The organism is Micromonospora sp. NPDC048835 (assembly GCF_040649995.1).
GTDB lineage: Bacteria > Actinomycetota > Actinomycetes > Mycobacteriales > Micromonosporaceae > Micromonospora.
Genome location: NZ_JBEZGM010000024.1, coordinates 42,636 through 57,641, shown reverse-complemented (window position 1 = coordinate 57,641; position 15,006 = coordinate 42,636). Strand labels below are relative to the sequence as shown.

Here is a 15,006-nt window from a genome sequence, read left to right as displayed (position 1 = left end):
CCCGCCCCGCCCCGCCCCGCGCCGCCCCGCCCCGCGCCCTCACCCCCCTGCCCCCCGTCGATCAAGGAGTTGTGGTGCCTGACTTGGTGCACAAATCAGGATTTATATCCCACCACAACTCCATGATCGCCGGGGTGGAGGGTTGGGGCAGGGCAGGGCGGGGCCGGGATGGTCAGCGGCCTTTGCCGCCGCCGAGGGACTGGGGTAGCCCGGGCTCGGAGGGCATCCGGGTGATCGGTGGCAGCACCAGTGCGACCAGGGCAACGATCGCGATGACCGTGAACGGCAGCGTGTAGCTCTTGCCGCTCGCCTCGTAGAGCAGCGACGTGACAAGAGGGCCGACCACTCCCCCGAGGCTCCACGCCACGATCATCGCCCCGTAGATGGCACCGCCGTTGGGTGTGCCGAAGTAGTCCGCGGCGGTAGCGGGCATCGTGCCGAAGCCTCCGCCGTAGGCGAGGTAGACAAGCGCGGCGAGAACCGCGAAGAGCGCCAGCGACGCGGCGTGCGGCAGGATGAAGAAGGCGATGGCCTGCAACAGCAGCATCCCGATGAACGCGGGCATCCGCCCGGTGCGGTCGGACAACCACGCCCACGCCACCCGTCCGGCGCCGTTGAACAGACCGAGGACGCCGACCAGGGTGGCGGCGGTCGCCGCACTCGCCCCGGTGATGACCTGGGCGGCGTCCGACGCCTGGGAGATCAGCGCGATGCCGCAGGCCACGTTGAGCGCGAGGATGCCGGTGAGCATGTACCACTGCCGGGTGCGCAACGCCTCGCGCAGTGTGTAGACGCGGGTGCCGGCGAGGGCCCGGCCGGTGGTCTTCGGGGTGAACCCGGGCACCTGGTAGCCCGTCGGCGGGTTCCGGAAGAAGGACGCCCCGAGCAGGATCGCGATCAGGTACGCAAGGCCCAGCGGGAAGAACACGTGCGTGGGGTCGCCGGTGCCGTTGAGCAGCCGTTTCGCCACCGGTGCGACGATCACCGCGCCGAAGCCGAACCCGGCGACCGCGATGCCGGTGATCAGACCGCGCCGGTCCGGGAACCACTTGGCGAGCATGGCGATCGGGGTGATGTAGGCGGCCCCCAGGCCGATGCCACCGAGCACGCCGTACGTGAGCACGAGCAACCAGAGGTCGTCCGCCGACGACGTGAGCGAGGCCAGCATGTTGCCGACCGCGTAGAGCACGCCGCCGCCGAGCGCGACCGGGCGTGGTCCGCGCCGGTCCTGGATGCGGCCACCGACCAGGCTACCTATGAAGATCGTTCCGATCGCCACCTCGAACGGCAGCACCGCCTCCCACTTGGCCCAGCCGAACTCGTCCTGGAGCGGCTTGTTGAACACGCTCCACGCGTACACCGCGCCGAGCGCGAGCTGGACGAGCACTGCGGCGACGACGAGACCCCACCGCCCGCGCGTCGGTGTGGATCTTCCTGGATCAGTTGCGGTGTGTGCCATGAGCTGAGTCCCCCGTCTGTCGGCTCACTGGCTGGCTCCTGCCGGTCGAGCTATGTCCCCTGTTCGGCCGGTGGCCGGCCCTCCCTGCGGTCGCGCCGCTGCCGTTGCGGCACGACGGTGTACTTCGGGTCCCGCGCCGATGCCATCCCGGCCTCGAACACGCCGAGGCGGGTGGCGACGGACGACGCGACGAGCGCCGCCCCGGAGAGCACCGACATCAGTCGGCTGCGCCGGCTGAACAGCGCGGCCACGGTGCCCACGCCGAGCAGCACGTCTCCGGCCCGGACCAGCCGACCGCTGCGCCCCTGCCGGTAGGGCTCGCCGGGCAGGCCCAAGCGCTCTATCCGGCGTCCGCCGAGATACTTGACGGTCGCCGCGACGACGGCGAGTCGCCGCAGCGGGGCGGTCTGGGTGGCGGGCGCCGCGATGAGGCCGACCCCGGTGGCGGCGGCGAGCGCGCTACCACCGAAGACGAACGGCAGGAAGGGGTACGCCTCGTGCCAGGCGGGCACGGCGGTGTCGGCGAGCAGCACCCCGGTGTACGTGGCGAGCGCCGGAGCGGAGACCGCGGCGGCCAGCCCGGCGACGTCACCGACCGTCGGCGCCAGCCGGCGGGCGAGACCGAGGACGCCGTGCTCGGGTAGCCGTGGCGCCAGTTCGGCGACCGCGGCCACGCCGGCGGCCGGGCCGAACGCGGTGAGGATCCAGGTGCCGACCGACATCGGCGAGGTCAGCTTGACGACCCGGAGCATGTGGTGGAACCGGCTCGGTCGGCCGAGGTCGTGCACCAGCAGGTACGCGCTCGCGGTGACGCCGCCGAGGGCCGTCCACCGCCCCACCTGCCGCAGCGCCGGCCGCCCGGTGAGCTGGGCACCCGCCCCGATGAGCGCTCCCCCGGCGGCGAGGCCCCCGGTGAACAGGTAACCGGCGATGTCGCGCTTCCAGACCGGCGGTTTGAGGATCGGGCGCCCGTAGTAGGAGGTGAAGTCGACCTTCGGCACGGTGAGCTGCTCACCGTCGCGGGTCACCGCCGCCTGCCCAGGAACGCGACCACCGTGGCGGCGGCCATCGCCAGGGCGGCGGCGCCGGCGTGTTTCCACATGGCGGTCAGGTCGCGGGTGGTCACCACCGGGTCCGGTGGCAGCCCGTACACCTCCGGCTCGTCCAGCAGCAGGAAGAACGCCCCGTCACCACCCACCCCGTCGTTCGGGTCGTGCCCGTACAGACGCGCCTCCGGCACCCCCCTGCCCCGCAACGTCGCCACCCGCGTCGCGGCCCGCTCCCGCAACTCGTCCAGGGGCCCGTACTGGATCGACTCGGTCGGACACGCCTGCGCACACGCCGGCGTCATCCCCGCACCCAACCGGTCGTAGCACAACGTGCACTTCCACGCCCGACCATCGTCCTTACGCTGATCGATCACCCCGTACGGACACGCCGAGATGCAGTACCCACACCCGTTGCAGATGTCCTCCTGCACCACCACCGTCCCGAACTCGGTCCGGAACAACGAACCCGTCGGACACACATCCAGACACGCCGCATGCGTGCAGTGCTTACAGACGTCCGACATCATCAACCAGCGGAAATCCGTCCGCCCCTCGACGCCCGACCCCCGGCCCGGCGGCTGCGCCCCCGGCATCCCCAGGAACTCCGGGCCGGCCGACATCCGGGCCGCCGCCGCGGGCGAGCCGGCGGGCAGGCCCGGGTCGGTGCCGGTGTCGGTGTGGGTACGCGCCCCCATCGCGGCCGTCGCCGGGCTGATCGCCGGCCCGTCCGGGTTGCCGTCGAACGCCGGGGTCGCCAGACCGGCCCGACGGGGCTGCTCGACGAACGCGACGTGTCGCCACGAGTTCGCGGTCAACGCCCCGGTGTTGTCGTACGACATGCCGAGCAGGTCCAACCCGCTCTCCGGAACCCCGTTCCACTCCTTGCAGGCAACCTCACAGGCCTTACAACCGATGCAGACACTGGTATCGGTGAAGAACCCCATCCGCGGCGGCGGATCCTCGTAGCCGGCATCGGGCGCCGGGTCCAGCGGGCCGTACAGAGCGTTGGCGTGGGGCATGGGTCAGACCTCCTGGTCCGGGCCGCTGTCGGCGGAGTCGGTCGTGACCTGCGGTGGGTAGTGCGGGTTGAGGTCCCCGGAGCGCCGCCGGTAGTCGATGACGAGTTCTCGCAGTCGCCGACCCCGGGGGCGGCGTCCGGGTCGGATGTCGCAGGTGCCGACCTTGCTCTCCTGGATCAGCACGTTCGGGTCCAGGCTGATGCCGAACAGGTCGTTGGCCGAGTCGCCGGTCACCAGACCCTCGAAACCGAAGTGGTACGGCAACCACACCTGGTGGATGACCCGACCGTCCACCCGCAGCGGGGTGAGCCGGTCGGTGACCAGCACCTTCGCCTCGATGGCCGCCCGGGCGGTCACCAGGTGGGCGAAGTCCAGGTGCTGGAGCCCGCGTTCGGCCGCCAACTCCGGCGACACCTCGACGAACATCTCCGGTTGCAGCTCCGCGAGGGGCGACACCGTCCGGCTCATCGCACCCGCGGTGTGGTGCTCGGTGAGCCGGCTGACCGTGAACACGTACGGGAACACCTGGCTGTACGGCTCCGGCGGGCTCGGGTTGAGCGTGTTGATCGGGTGCGTGTAGACCTTGCGGGTCGGGTTGGCCTGCTGCCGGTAGAGCGGGTTGCGCACCGGCGACTCCACCGGCTCGTAGTGCGTCGGCAGCGGCCCGTCGAGCACCCCGGTGGGGGCGTACAGCCAGCCCTTACCGTCGCCCTGAAGGATGAACGGGTCGTCACCGGCGATGCCCGCCACCCCCGAGGCGTCGTCCTCCGGCCGGTAGGACGGCGGTTTTGTCTTCTCGAAGTCCGGCACGTCGTAGCCGGTCCACTCGCCCTTCTCCGCGTCCCACCACACGTACCGCTTGCGCTCGGACCACGGGTTCCCGTCCGGGTCGGCGGACGCGCGGTTGTAGAGGATGCGCCGGTTCGCCGGCCACGCCCAACCCCACTCGGGGGCCACCAGGGACTGCTCCGCGCCGGGTTTGCGGCGGGCGGCCTGGTTGACGCCGTCGGCGTACACCCCGGTGTAGATCCAGCAGCCGCCGACGGTGGAACCGTCGTCCTTCATCTCAGTGAACGACGCCAGCGGTCGGCCGGTCGCCACGTCGTACCCGTTGATCTCGCGCAGCACCGCCTCGGCGCTCGGCTCCGCGTGCGGACCGTGCGTCGGGTAGTCCCAGGTGAGGTCGAGCAGCGCCCGGTCGCGCGGCGTGGTGGACGCCGCCAACCGCTCCCGGACGATGCGCCCGAGGTGGTAGAAGAACCACAGTTCGGAACGGGCGTCGCCCGGCGGCTCGACGGCCTTCTCCCGCCACTGCAACAGCCGCTGCGTCTGGGTGAAGGTTCCTTCCTTCTCCACGTGCGAGGCGGCGGGCAGGAAGAACACCTCGGTGCGGCACTCGGCCGTCACGATCTCGCCGGTCTCGATCTCCGGCGCGTTCTTCCAGAAGGTGGCGCTCTCGATCTCGAACAGGTCGCGGACCACCAACCAGTCGAGGTTGGCCATCCCGAGCCGCTGCGCCCGACCGTGCGCCGAGCCGACCGCAGGGTTCTGCCCGAGCAGGAAGTACCCCTTGATCTTCCCGTCGATCATGTCGAGGACCTGCTGGTAGGTGCCGTGGTCACCGGTCATCCGCGGCATGTAGCCGTAGCAGTAGTCGTTCTCGGCGGTGGCCGCGTCGCCCCAGTACGCCTTGAGCAGGTTGACGCCGTAGGTGCGGGCGTTGCCCCAGAAGCCCTTCTGGCCGGGGTGCCGGATGCTGTCCACCCACTTGTCGAGCGTCGGGTGGTTGGCGTGGTGTGGCATCGGGAGGTAACCCGGCAGCAGGTTGAACAGCGTCGGAATGTCGGTGGAGCCCTGGATGCTGGCGTGCCCCCGCAGGGCCATCACCCCACCACCCGGGCGACCCATGTTGCCCAACAACAACTGGATGATCGCGCCGGTACGGATGTACTGCACACCCACGCTGTGCTGGGTCCACCCCACCGAGTAGACGAGCATCCCGGTGCGGTCCCGGCCGGAGTTCTCCGTCCATGCCTGCGCCAACTCCAGGAACTTCTCCTGCGGGATGCCGCAGACCCGCTCCACCATCTCCGGGGTGTAGCGGGCGTAGTGCCGCTTGAGGATCTGGTAGACGCAGCGCGGGTGCTGCAACGTCTCGTCGCGTTCGGTCTCGCCACCGACCGGTGCACCGTGTGACTCGTGCTCCAGCCCGGCCCCGGTCTCACGCTGGATCTCGGTGTCGCGGGTCGTCTCGCCCCGCCCGTGGCCCTCGTAGCGCCAACTGGTCTGGTCGTAGGAGGCGTTCTTCTCCTGGAAGCCGGAGAAGAGCCCGTGCAGGTCCTCGGTGTCGACGAACTCCTCGGTCACGATCGTCGCCGCGTTGGTGTAGGCGACCACGTACTCCCGGAAGTCCAGCTCGTTGTCGAGGATGTAGCGGATCACCCCGCCGAGCAGCGCGATGTCGGTGCCCGCGCGGATCGGCAGGTACGAGTCGGCCAACGCGCTGGTGCGGGTGAACCGCGGGTCGACGTGGAAGACCTTCGCGCCGCGACGCTTGGCCTCCATTACCCACTGGAAACCGACCGGGTGCGCCTCGGCCATGTTCGAACCCTGGATGACGATGACGTCGGAGTTCGACAGGTCCTGTTGGAACTGGGTGGCGCCGCCACGACCGAAGCTGGTCCCCAGACCGGGGACGGTGGCGGAGTGTCAAATACGGGCCTGGTTCTCGATCTGGAGCGCCCCCATCGCGGTGAACAACTTCTTGATGAGGTAGTTCTCCTCGTTGTCCAGCGTCGCCCCACCCAGGCTGGAGATGCCGAGCGTCCGGTTGAGCGGTCGCCCCTCGGCGTCGACGTCCTCCCAGGTCTCGTTCCGGGCGGCCAGGACCCGATCGGCGATCATGTTCATCGCCGTGTCGAGGTCGAGGTCCTCCCACTCGGTGCCGTACGGACGCCGGTAGCGGACCGTGGTCCGTCGCAGCGGGCTGGTGACCAGGCTCTTGCTCGCCGAACCCTTCGGGCAGAGCCGACCCCGCGAGATCGGACTGTCCGGGTCGCCCTCGATCTGACTGACCCGCCCGTCCTTGACGAACACCCGCTGGCCACAACCCACCGCGCAGTACGGACAGACCGACCGTGCCATCGAGTCGGCGGTCTCGGTGCGGGCGGTGAGCGCACGGGACCCGGCGGACTTCGCCGCCAAACCCCGACCCAGCGGGTCCGTGCCGGTGAGCTGGCGGTAGACCGGCCAACCCTCGAACCAGCTACGCACCCCCATCGCCGCACCTTTCCCACCAATACCGTCAAATATGAACACTCTGACGGTAGATGAGGCGCGGTCCCGGTCGCAGCGGTATCACCAACAGTCATGCCTCCCCCGGCCCTGCGACGCGGGCCGGGAGAGGCATGGGGTACGGCGATGGTCAGTGCGGTTGCAGCTCGCCGACCGGGTGGTCGTTGAAGGTCCGGTAGCGGTGCAACTCCCAGAAGAGCCAGCCGATGCTCGCGATCGCCACCACGACGAAGACCAGCGAACCGGTGAACGTGTCCCAGAGGGTGTGCAGGACGACGACGCCCACGAACGTGCCGATGAACCCGACAAGTCGGCGGACGCTCGGGCTGGCCAGCAACGCCCAGAGCGCGCCGGCGGTCAGCCCGGTCCAGGCGGTGTGACCGGCGGGCGCCGTGAGGCCCCGGATGAAGAGCGTCTGCTCCACCGCGCCGATGTTGCCCTGTGAACTCAGCAGCGCGCTGAACGCATACCCCATCGTCTCCAGCGCGGCGAACCCCATGCCTGCCGCGACACCGATGACCAGTCCGTCCGAGGGCACCCGACGCCGATGCTGGGCCACCACCGTGAACAGCAGCACCACCGGGACGATCAGCTTCGCCGACTCCTCGATGAGCGCCACGAACAGCATCGGCAGCGTGCCGAGGCCGCGCAGGGTGTCGTACTCCAGGGTGCCGGCGACCACCGTGCCGATCACGCCGCCGAAGAACGCCGACGTCGCCAACGCCGACGCCGGCACCTGCCACCGCCCGGTACGGGCCTGCGCGAACGTCAGGAACGTCAACGGCACCAGCGTGGCCCCGAGCAGGATCAACGCTGGCACGAAGTTCGGATTCTTGGTGCTGACCAGGGTCCGCAGCACCGCCAAGTAGAGGATCAGCCCGATGACGAGCACCCCGACCCACGCCCACCGGCGCCAACGATCACGCATACCGCGCAGTGTGGCGGACCACGGTGGGGAAAACCAGCCCCGGCTGCCAGTTGCCGAGGTCAGGTGGATCCACCCGTCTGACGAATCGCCGAAAGAGGATCCGGTCGTGCTGAATACTGGTGCTGGACCACACCAGCCCCCGCATGTCGTTCCATCCCAGCGGCAGTGCGATTTCAGGAAAGGTGATGCTGAGTGAGCGCCAACCCTGAGGTGCCCGGCAAAGAATCGGGGCAGCCCACAATTGTGCTCGTGCACGGGGCGTTCGCCGACTCGTCGAGCTGGAATGGTGTGATCGCGAATCTCCGGCGTCGGGGTTACCCGGTCATCGCCGTCGCGAACCCGCTGCGTGGTGTGCAGGAGGACGCGGCCTACGTGCGGTCCGTCCTGGACGCCATCGATGGTCCGGTAGTGATGGCCGCTCACTCCTACGGCGGAGCGGTGATGACCGAGGCCGCCGACGGCGCCGCTAATGTCAAGGCCCTGGTGTTCGTCGCCAGTATCAGCCCGGACGTCGGCGAGAGCGTGCTCGCCTTGACGATGAAGTACCCCGGAAGTCAACTGGGCACCGCGATCAAAATGGTTCCCTTTCGTCTCAGCGACGGCAGCACGGGCATGGATCAGTACATTTATCAAGACAAGTTTCCGGCGGTGTTCGCCGCCGACGTCGCCCCTGACGTCGCCGAGTTGATGGCGGTCACCCAGCGGCCGGCCACCGAACACGCGCAGAGCGGGTCCGTGACCAAGGCCGCCTGGAAGACCATCCCGTCCTGGACCCTGGTCAGCACCCAGGACCAGGGCATCCCGCCGGACCTGCAACGCTTCATGGCCGAGCGGGCCGGGTCCACCACGATCGAGGTCGAGGCGTCGCACGCCGTGGCAGTCTCGCAACCCGGCCCCGTCGCCGACTTCATCGACACCGCCGCCCGCGCCACCAAGGGCTAGCCAGCCGTCACGGCTCACGCCGCCGGCTGCGGTCGACGATCCCACAGCACCAGGCCGGTGAGCAGCATCGCGACGCCCAGGCCGACCATCACCAGCGCCACCGTGGTGCGTGCGCCGCCGTCCAGGTGACCGGCCACGATCCACGCACCGTCCATTCCGAAGGCCAGCGGCAGCACGCCCTGCGGGATCACCGGGATCCACCCCACGGTCAGCAGCACCAGTGCCCACGCGGTCGACCTGTTCTCCCGGTACCAGCGCACGTCCCACGTCAGCGGAAGCACCGTCTCCGCAGGCCGGCTTCGCCTGCCTGCGGCGGCGAGCACGTCGGTCCCGCGCCGGGCGAGGCGCTCGTCGGCCAACCAGACGCCGCCGCCGTACGCCGCCGCACCGGACAGTAGCCCGACCAGCGGCAGCAGCCAGGCCACCTCGGGCGGACCCCAGACCACCAGCGCGAGCACCGGCGTCGCGGCGAGCAGCCCCGCCGCCGTGGCGACGAGCACGCTGACGATGTCGGTCGGGTTGTCCGCCGCGGTGGGGTGTCGCGGGTCGGCCACCGGGCGCACCCGTAGCAGCGACACCCACACCGGCACCGCGGCGCCCGCGCCGAGCAGGGCCGGCAGAGTGCAGAGCGCGGCGAGCGGATCGACGTCGGGTGCGAGCAGGACGCCCGCGACGGTGAGCGCCAACCCGATCGGGGTGACCACCACCAACCACGCCACGGCTCGACCCCGGACCTCGGCCCGTTCACCACCGGGCGTGGTGAACGGCAGCCACAGCGCGGTGCCGTCCAGGCCGACCAGCCCGGCCGACATGGCCGCCGCGCCGAGCACCGCGAGCGGCCCGGCCCAGGGCAGCAGCACGTCGACGTCGGACAGCAGCGGCAGGCCGGCGAGCAGCGCGCCGTACACCACCGCGAACGCCAGGTACTGCAACCGCAGCGGATGCCGCGCCCAGGCCCGCACCTCACGGCCGGCGACCGCCCGCGTCGCCGCCGGCACCCACCCCAGCCGGTCGCGCACGGCGGCGGCCGGTGACATCGCCGTGGTCCGGCGCGGCCGGAACGGCACGCCAGCCGCGATCACCCTTCGGACCAGCATGATGTACGCGGCGGCGCAGAGCGCCACCACGCCCACCAGGGTCGCCATCAACCGCACACCGTGCCCGGTCGACCCGGTGACGGCGGCGACCGGCCAACCAGTCGGCACGTACGCCATGGCCCGGACCACCTGCTCCGGCGCTGCCACGAGCAGGACCGACACCCACGGGAAGACCGCCCAGAGCGACCCGGCCACGCCCATCGCCGTCCCGGTGAAGACGCCGGTGAGGAGCGCCCCGGCCGGGCCGCCGGCGTGCCCGACGATCTCCAGCGCGATGGCCGAGCCGATCAGCCCGAGGAGCCAGAGCAGCACCGCGCCGCAGGCGGTCACGACCACCGCGACAGCGCCGTATCGGGCGGCGTGCACGGGCAGCGCGGCGAGCGCCACCAGCGAGACGGCCGGACCGACGCCGATCGCCGATGCGGCGAGCAGACCGAGCGCGGCTGGTGCGCCGCCGATCGGCTCCAACCGCAGGTGCACCGGACGGACCCGGCCGCGTCCGCCGCCGAGCAGGAGTGGCAGCACGATCCAACCGACAACCCACGCCCCGACGAGCAGACCGAGGGTGTGCGGGTCGCCGCGGAGCGCGTACCGGATCAACCAGGCGGCGGCGAGGAGACCGACCAGGCCGGCCACCGTGGGCCCGGGGTGCTCACGCAGTGAGCGGCGCAGCATCGTCGCGCGCATCCGGGCTGGCACCGCGATCGCGCCGAGGGTGCCGCCCAGTGGGCCGGCGGCGACGGGTCGGGTGCTCATCGCGCCTCGGTCAGCCAGTCCAGGCCGGCGCTGCCAGCGGCCTCGGCGCCGACCAGTTCGACGAACCGGTCCTCCAGGCTGCTGCCGGCGGCGACGTCGGCGACCGTTCCGGCGGCGACCACCCGGCCCTGATGGATCACGGTGACCTCGTCGCACATCTGCTCGACGAGCAGCATCGAGTGGGTGGACAGCACGCACGTGCCGCCGCCGGCCACGAACCGGCGCAGCACCCGGCGGATGGTGGCCGCGGAGACCGGGTCGACCGCCTCGAACGGTTCGTCGAGCACGAGCAGCCGGGGCGCGTGCAGCAGCGCCTGGGCGAGCCCGAGCTTCTTGCGGGTGCCGGTGGAGCAGTCAGCCAGCGGGGTGCCGGCGCCCTTGGCCAGGCCGAGCACGTCGATCAGTTCGGCGGCCCGGTCGGTCGCCGCGGCCCGGGGCAGCCCGCGCAGGCCGGCGCTGTAGCGCAGCAGTTCGGCGCCGGTGAGGCGTTCCGGGAAGTCGAGGCCGTCGGGCAGTACGCCGGTCAGCGCGCGGGTCAGGCCCCGCTCGCGCAGCGCGTCGTGGCCGAGGACCCGGATCTGCCCCGCGTCCGGGGTGACCAGGCCGACGGCCATTCCGATGGTGGTGGACTTGCCGGCGCCGTTGGGCCCGACGATGCCGTGGAAGGTGCCGGGGTGGACGGTCAGATCGACGCCGTCCACCGCGCGATGCGCCGCGAAGGTCTTGACCAGGCCGCGGATCTCGAGTGCCGGGGGGATCACGCGCCGAGCATAGGTGACCTTGGACGGTGCCGTGACCCGTCAGTCATCCACAGTGGAGTGTTGATGCTCAGACGACGTGCACCAGCCGGAAGCGCTCGGTCACCACCCGGGTGTCGTCGTCGACCGTGAACGTCGGATCGCCAAGCTCGGCGCGCACCTCGGCGCTGTGCCAGAACGTCTCGTGCCCCGCCCGCCACTGCGCCACCGACTCGTCGCCCTCCCCCTCGGCTAGGGCGTGTGACAGGTCGACGTCGGCGAGCCGGATCACCCGGACGTCGGTCAGCTCGATGGCCGCGACCCGCCGGCCTGCGGAGTCCACCACTGCCGAGAGCTGACCCACCTCGGGCAGCGGCTCGTTGGCGCACTCGTAACCGGCGAGCAGGCCGGTCGTCGAGGTCTTCGCCCCGGACAGGATCGCACCTACCAGTTTGTCTCGTAGTGGCCCCGGAAACGCGAACTCGGCAAGCGGAAGATCATCGAGGTCCATCCGCGCAGGGTACGCGCCCCGTCGCGCCAGGGCGCCACAGTCGTCGACATGCTCCCGGCGACGTGGCACCGTCTCGTCATGGCCACCTATGACGTCGCCCTCGTGCTGCTCGTCGACCCGTCGGGCGCGGTGCTGCTCCAGCACCGCGACGACGACGCACCCGTCTCGCCGGGTCAGTGGAGCCTGCCGGGCGGCCACGTCGAGCCGGGCGAGTCCCCGGAGGAGGCGGCCCACCGCGAACTGGTGGAGGAGACGGGCCTGACCGCGGAAACGCTGCACCCGCTGTGGAGCGGTCCGCGTCCGTACGAAGCCGGTTTCCCGCACACGGTGACCGTCCACGTGTTCCACGGCACCACCACCGCCCAACAGGAGGACGTCGTCCTCGGTGAGGGGCAGGCGATGGTGTTCGTTCCCCGGGATCAGGTGTTCGACCGCGAGTTGGCGGTCTCCGCCGCGCTGGCCCTGCGCATGATCTAGCCGCCGCACCCCCGGCTACGGCCAGGTGGTGGGTTCCCGGTCAGCGGCTCACGCAGTACACGTCGCCGGCGTTCGCGGCGTGCGGCAGGTCGTCGAGGTGTGTCGCCAGGTCGGTGGCGGACACCCAGCGTCGGAAGGTCATCGACTTGTCGTCGCCCAACGCGACGTCGAAGCCGGCGAAGCCGAGCGCTGTCAGCCGGTCGAGACAGCGGTGGGCGACCGCACGCGCGATGGTGGTGAACTCGAACGAGAGCGCGGGCAGTGGGCGGCTCAGCCCGGCCAACACCTCGTCCTCGAAACCCTCGACGTCGATCTTGGTGAAGGTCGGCACGCCGTACGTCTCGATCAGCGCGTCGACGGTGACCACCGGGACCTCGATGTCGGCGTCCCACACCTCGCTCTCCCAACCGCCCGCGCCGTTCGCCGCCCGGACGAAGTCCAGTGACGCGGTCGACACGGTGGGGTTCGTGGAGTTGACGTGCAACCGGGTACGCCCGGTGCGCGCGCCGCAGGCCGCGTCGACGAGTGTCACCTGATCGTCGTCGGCGTAGATCGTCCGCAGTGCCCGCAGACACAGCGGCTGCGGTTCCACCGCGACGACCCGGGCACCGAGACGACGGAAGCTGCCGATGTGGTCGCCCACATGGGAGCCGATGTCGAAGACGAGATCGCCGCTGCCGACGAAGCGGGAGTAGAAGGCGTCCATCCTCGTGTCCCGCGCGGGGTCGCCGTAGTAGACGTCGAGCGAGCGGTGCAGCGAGGACAGGGCCGGATCGGTGCGGAGCGCGGCGATCCTGGTTGCGGTGGTAGCCGTCATCTGTCGGGGTCCAGTTCGTGAGAGGGGTCGCCGAGGGCTACGGGCCGAAGGCGGTCAGGAAACGGTCGCGGAAGGCGTCCATCCGCCAGACCGGCGCCTGCGGCCCGGGCTTCAGCCCGTCCTGCCAGCCCCACCCGGAGATCCGGTCCAGCACGGCCCGGTCCCGGGTGATGATCGAGATCGGGACGTCGTGACTGGCGTTGTCGCCGGTGACGACCGCGGCGGGCTGGTGGTCACCGAGGACGATGAACACGAGGTCGTCGTCTCCGTAGGTCCGCACATAGGAGATGAGCGACCCGAGGGTGTACTCGATGGACTTCCGGTAGTCCGCGCGGATCTGGGTGGTGCTGCGGCGCTTCTCGTCGGACCTGCCCGCGCCGGCCCCACGGTAGACCGCGCCGTCGCCGACGTCGGCCCAGTCGAGCAGCGGCGGGACGGGCGTCCAGGGCGCGTGACTCGACACCAGCGCCAGCTCGGTCATCACGTTGCCGTCGCGCTTGGCCTGCTCCAGGCGTTGCCAGCTGGCCAGGGTGTACTGGTCGGGTGGGGTGCCGAAGCTGAACTTCGGGCCACGGTACGCGAGCGTCTTCGCGTTGTAGAAGCGGTCGTAGCCGAAGAAGGAGCCCTCCGGCCACGCCTTCGTGACGGCGGGCATCACGCCGACGGTCTGCCAACTCGCCCGCTGGAAGGCCCTGTTGAGGGTCATCCGGTCGCTGGCGAGCAGGGTGCGGTGGCGCTGGTCGTTGTCGATCCAGAGGCCGGAGAGCAGCGTGTCGTGCGCGAGCCAACTGCCGCCACCGAAGGTCGGCGAGGTGAGGAAGCCGCTCTGCGCGGCGAAACCCGCCGCGCCCAGCTCGCTGGTGCCGCGGTCCAGGACCGCACCGACCTGCGGCGCGAACTCCGGGTCCTCGACGGCGTCCCGGCCGTAGCTCTCCACGAAGGCGACGACCACGTTCTTGCCGCGCAGCGCGGTCAGGAGCTGGTCACCCGGGGTGTCACCGAACCTGTCGGCCTCGATCAGGGCACCGAAGGTCTCACGGTCGTCGAGACGCAGGCGCACCTGGAAGCCATGACCGTTGGCCAGGGTGGTCGCGGACGTGTCGGCGACCGGCACGCCCTCGACCACCCGCACGTTGAACGCGGCGCAGGCCACCCAGACGACCACGAGCGCGGCCACGACCCGGGTGGTGCCGGTGCGGTGCCGGACCACCAGCCGCCGCAGTCGCCGCACCGACAGCGTGACCAGGGTGGGCAGGGCCACCAGCAGCACCGCCAAGGTGACCGCGGCGCCGATGGCGGCGGGCCGGCCGTACGACTCGCTGAGGAAGGCGAACCCCTCGTCGAGCAACGCCCAGTCGAGCACCGGGTCGAACGCCCGGCTCAGCGCGGCGGAGAACCCCAGGTCGAGGAGCTTCAGCAGGCCCAGCAGGCCGAGCGCCACACCGGCGAGCGTCGCGACCAGTCGGCTGCCCCGCGACGGCAGGGCGAGCAGGAGCGCCACGACCAACAGCGCCTCCAGCGGGATCCGCACGAACCCCGCCGGGCTGAGCCGGCCGTAGTCGTACGGCAGGGTGAGGACGAGCAGCACGAGCAGCGCGGCCAGGACGGTCGTCAGCCGGCCCACGATGGAACGCTTCGGCCGGTCCTCGACGTCGCTGCCGTCGGTGGCGGTGGTGTCCGGGACGTCGTCCCCCATCGCCCTCCGTCCCTGGTTCGGCAGCCGACGTACGCGCGTCAAGAGCGACAACCCGGGCATCCTTCCATGATCTTCGTGGTGCGCGGCATCTGGGCGGCTCAGACGCGGGCGATCCCGCGGCGGGCCACCGCGACCGTCTGGCGGTCCGCCCAGGGCCGCCCGTCCGTCCTACCCTGGGCCAGTGCCGCCGTCGCGGGGCTCGGGGCGCTGTGGCTCACCGGGCT

At 71.0% G+C, this 15,006-nt stretch carries 12 protein-coding genes; 2 read left to right on the top strand and 10 right to left on the bottom strand.

What is annotated here, in order from left to right; translation table 11 throughout:
* Nucleotides 1-172: 172 nt before the first annotated feature.
* From AB0C15_RS25005 to AB0C15_RS24985, 5 genes are all read right to left on the bottom strand, one after another.
* Nucleotides 173-1,459 carry an OFA family MFS transporter gene (locus AB0C15_RS25005; RefSeq protein ID WP_357355734.1) on the bottom strand — a complete coding sequence of 429 codons (1,287 nt, stop codon included), beginning with the start codon at nucleotides 1,457-1,459 and terminating at the stop codon, nucleotides 173-175.
* A 50-nt stretch (nucleotides 1,460-1,509) separates the two neighbouring features.
* Nucleotides 1,510-2,487: an NrfD/PsrC family molybdoenzyme membrane anchor subunit gene (nrfD, locus tag AB0C15_RS25000; protein WP_357355732.1), complete on the bottom strand. Its 978-nt coding sequence runs from the start codon at nucleotides 2,485-2,487 to the stop codon at nucleotides 1,510-1,512.
* Complete coding sequence (locus AB0C15_RS24995; RefSeq protein ID WP_357355730.1) at nucleotides 2,484-3,527, bottom strand: 4Fe-4S dicluster domain-containing protein; 1,044 nt, start codon at nucleotides 3,525-3,527, stop codon at nucleotides 2,484-2,486. Before AB0C15_RS24995 ends, nrfD begins: the two co-directional genes overlap by 4 nt.
* A gap of 3 nt (nucleotides 3,528-3,530) precedes the next feature.
* On the bottom strand, nucleotides 3,531-6,806 hold the full coding sequence (gene fdh, locus AB0C15_RS24990; protein ID WP_357355728.1) for a formate dehydrogenase: 3,276 nt from the start codon (nucleotides 6,804-6,806) through the stop codon (nucleotides 3,531-3,533).
* Nucleotides 6,807-6,951: 145 nt separating this feature from the next.
* Nucleotides 6,952-7,749: a PrsW family intramembrane metalloprotease gene (locus AB0C15_RS24985; protein ID WP_357355726.1), complete on the bottom strand. Its 798-nt coding sequence runs from the start codon at nucleotides 7,747-7,749 to the stop codon at nucleotides 6,952-6,954.
* Between the two features lie 192 nt (nucleotides 7,750-7,941).
* Here AB0C15_RS24985 and AB0C15_RS24980 point away from each other — a divergent pair, with 192 nt between their 5' ends.
* A complete protein-coding gene (locus AB0C15_RS24980) occupies nucleotides 7,942-8,691 on the top strand; it encodes an alpha/beta hydrolase (protein WP_357355724.1) in 750 nt (249 codons plus the stop codon).
* Between the two features lie 14 nt (nucleotides 8,692-8,705).
* Here AB0C15_RS24980 and AB0C15_RS24975 read toward each other — a convergent pair whose 3' ends face one another.
* From AB0C15_RS24975 to AB0C15_RS24965, 3 genes are all read right to left on the bottom strand, one after another.
* Nucleotides 8,706-10,544, bottom strand: coding sequence for a hypothetical protein (locus AB0C15_RS24975; protein WP_357355722.1), 1,839 nt, complete (start codon nucleotides 10,542-10,544; stop codon nucleotides 8,706-8,708).
* Entirely contained in the window at nucleotides 10,541-11,305 is a 765-nt protein-coding gene (locus AB0C15_RS24970; protein ID WP_357355720.1) for an ABC transporter ATP-binding protein, read from the bottom strand. Before AB0C15_RS24970 ends, AB0C15_RS24975 begins: the two co-directional genes overlap by 4 nt.
* Nucleotides 11,306-11,372: 67 nt before the next feature.
* Nucleotides 11,373-11,792, bottom strand: coding sequence for an ASCH domain-containing protein (locus AB0C15_RS24965; protein WP_357355718.1), 420 nt, complete (start codon nucleotides 11,790-11,792; stop codon nucleotides 11,373-11,375).
* 78 nt (nucleotides 11,793-11,870) lie between these two features.
* Between AB0C15_RS24965 and AB0C15_RS24960 the strand changes: the two genes are divergently transcribed.
* The gene (locus tag AB0C15_RS24960; protein ID WP_357355716.1) at nucleotides 11,871-12,269 is read left to right on the top strand and encodes an NUDIX domain-containing protein; all 399 of its coding nucleotides are present in this window, start codon (nucleotides 11,871-11,873) and stop codon (nucleotides 12,267-12,269) included.
* Nucleotides 12,270-12,309: 40 nt separating this feature from the next.
* Here AB0C15_RS24960 and AB0C15_RS24955 read toward each other — a convergent pair whose 3' ends face one another.
* Complete coding sequence (locus AB0C15_RS24955) at nucleotides 12,310-13,086, bottom strand: FkbM family methyltransferase (RefSeq protein ID WP_357355714.1); 777 nt, start codon at nucleotides 13,084-13,086, stop codon at nucleotides 12,310-12,312.
* A gap of 37 nt (nucleotides 13,087-13,123) precedes the next feature.
* On the bottom strand, nucleotides 13,124-14,782 hold the full coding sequence (locus tag AB0C15_RS24950; RefSeq protein WP_357355712.1) for a sulfatase-like hydrolase/transferase: 1,659 nt from the start codon (nucleotides 14,780-14,782) through the stop codon (nucleotides 13,124-13,126).
* Nucleotides 14,783-15,006: the final 224 nt, after the last annotated feature.

Coding starts and splice junctions, on each gene's coding strand:
- AB0C15_RS24975 (WP_357355722.1), bottom strand. CDS start 10,544: ATGAGCACCCGACCCGTCGCCGCCGGCCCACTGGGCGGCACCCTCGGC.
- AB0C15_RS24965 (WP_357355718.1), bottom strand. CDS start 11,792: ATGGACCTCGATGATCTTCCGCTTGCCGAGTTCGCGTTTCCGGGGCCA.
- AB0C15_RS25005 (WP_357355734.1), bottom strand. CDS start 1,459: ATGGCACACACCGCAACTGATCCAGGAAGATCCACACCGACGCGCGGG.
- AB0C15_RS24955 (WP_357355714.1), bottom strand. CDS start 13,086: ATGACGGCTACCACCGCAACCAGGATCGCCGCGCTCCGCACCGATCCG.
- AB0C15_RS24985 (WP_357355726.1), bottom strand. CDS start 7,749: ATGCGTGATCGTTGGCGCCGGTGGGCGTGGGTCGGGGTGCTCGTCATC.
- AB0C15_RS24995 (WP_357355730.1), bottom strand. CDS start 3,527: ATGCCCCACGCCAACGCTCTGTACGGCCCGCTGGACCCGGCGCCCGAT.
- AB0C15_RS24950 (WP_357355712.1), bottom strand. CDS start 14,782: ATGGGGGACGACGTCCCGGACACCACCGCCACCGACGGCAGCGACGTC.
- AB0C15_RS24960 (WP_357355716.1), top strand. CDS start 11,871: ATGGCCACCTATGACGTCGCCCTCGTGCTGCTCGTCGACCCGTCGGGC.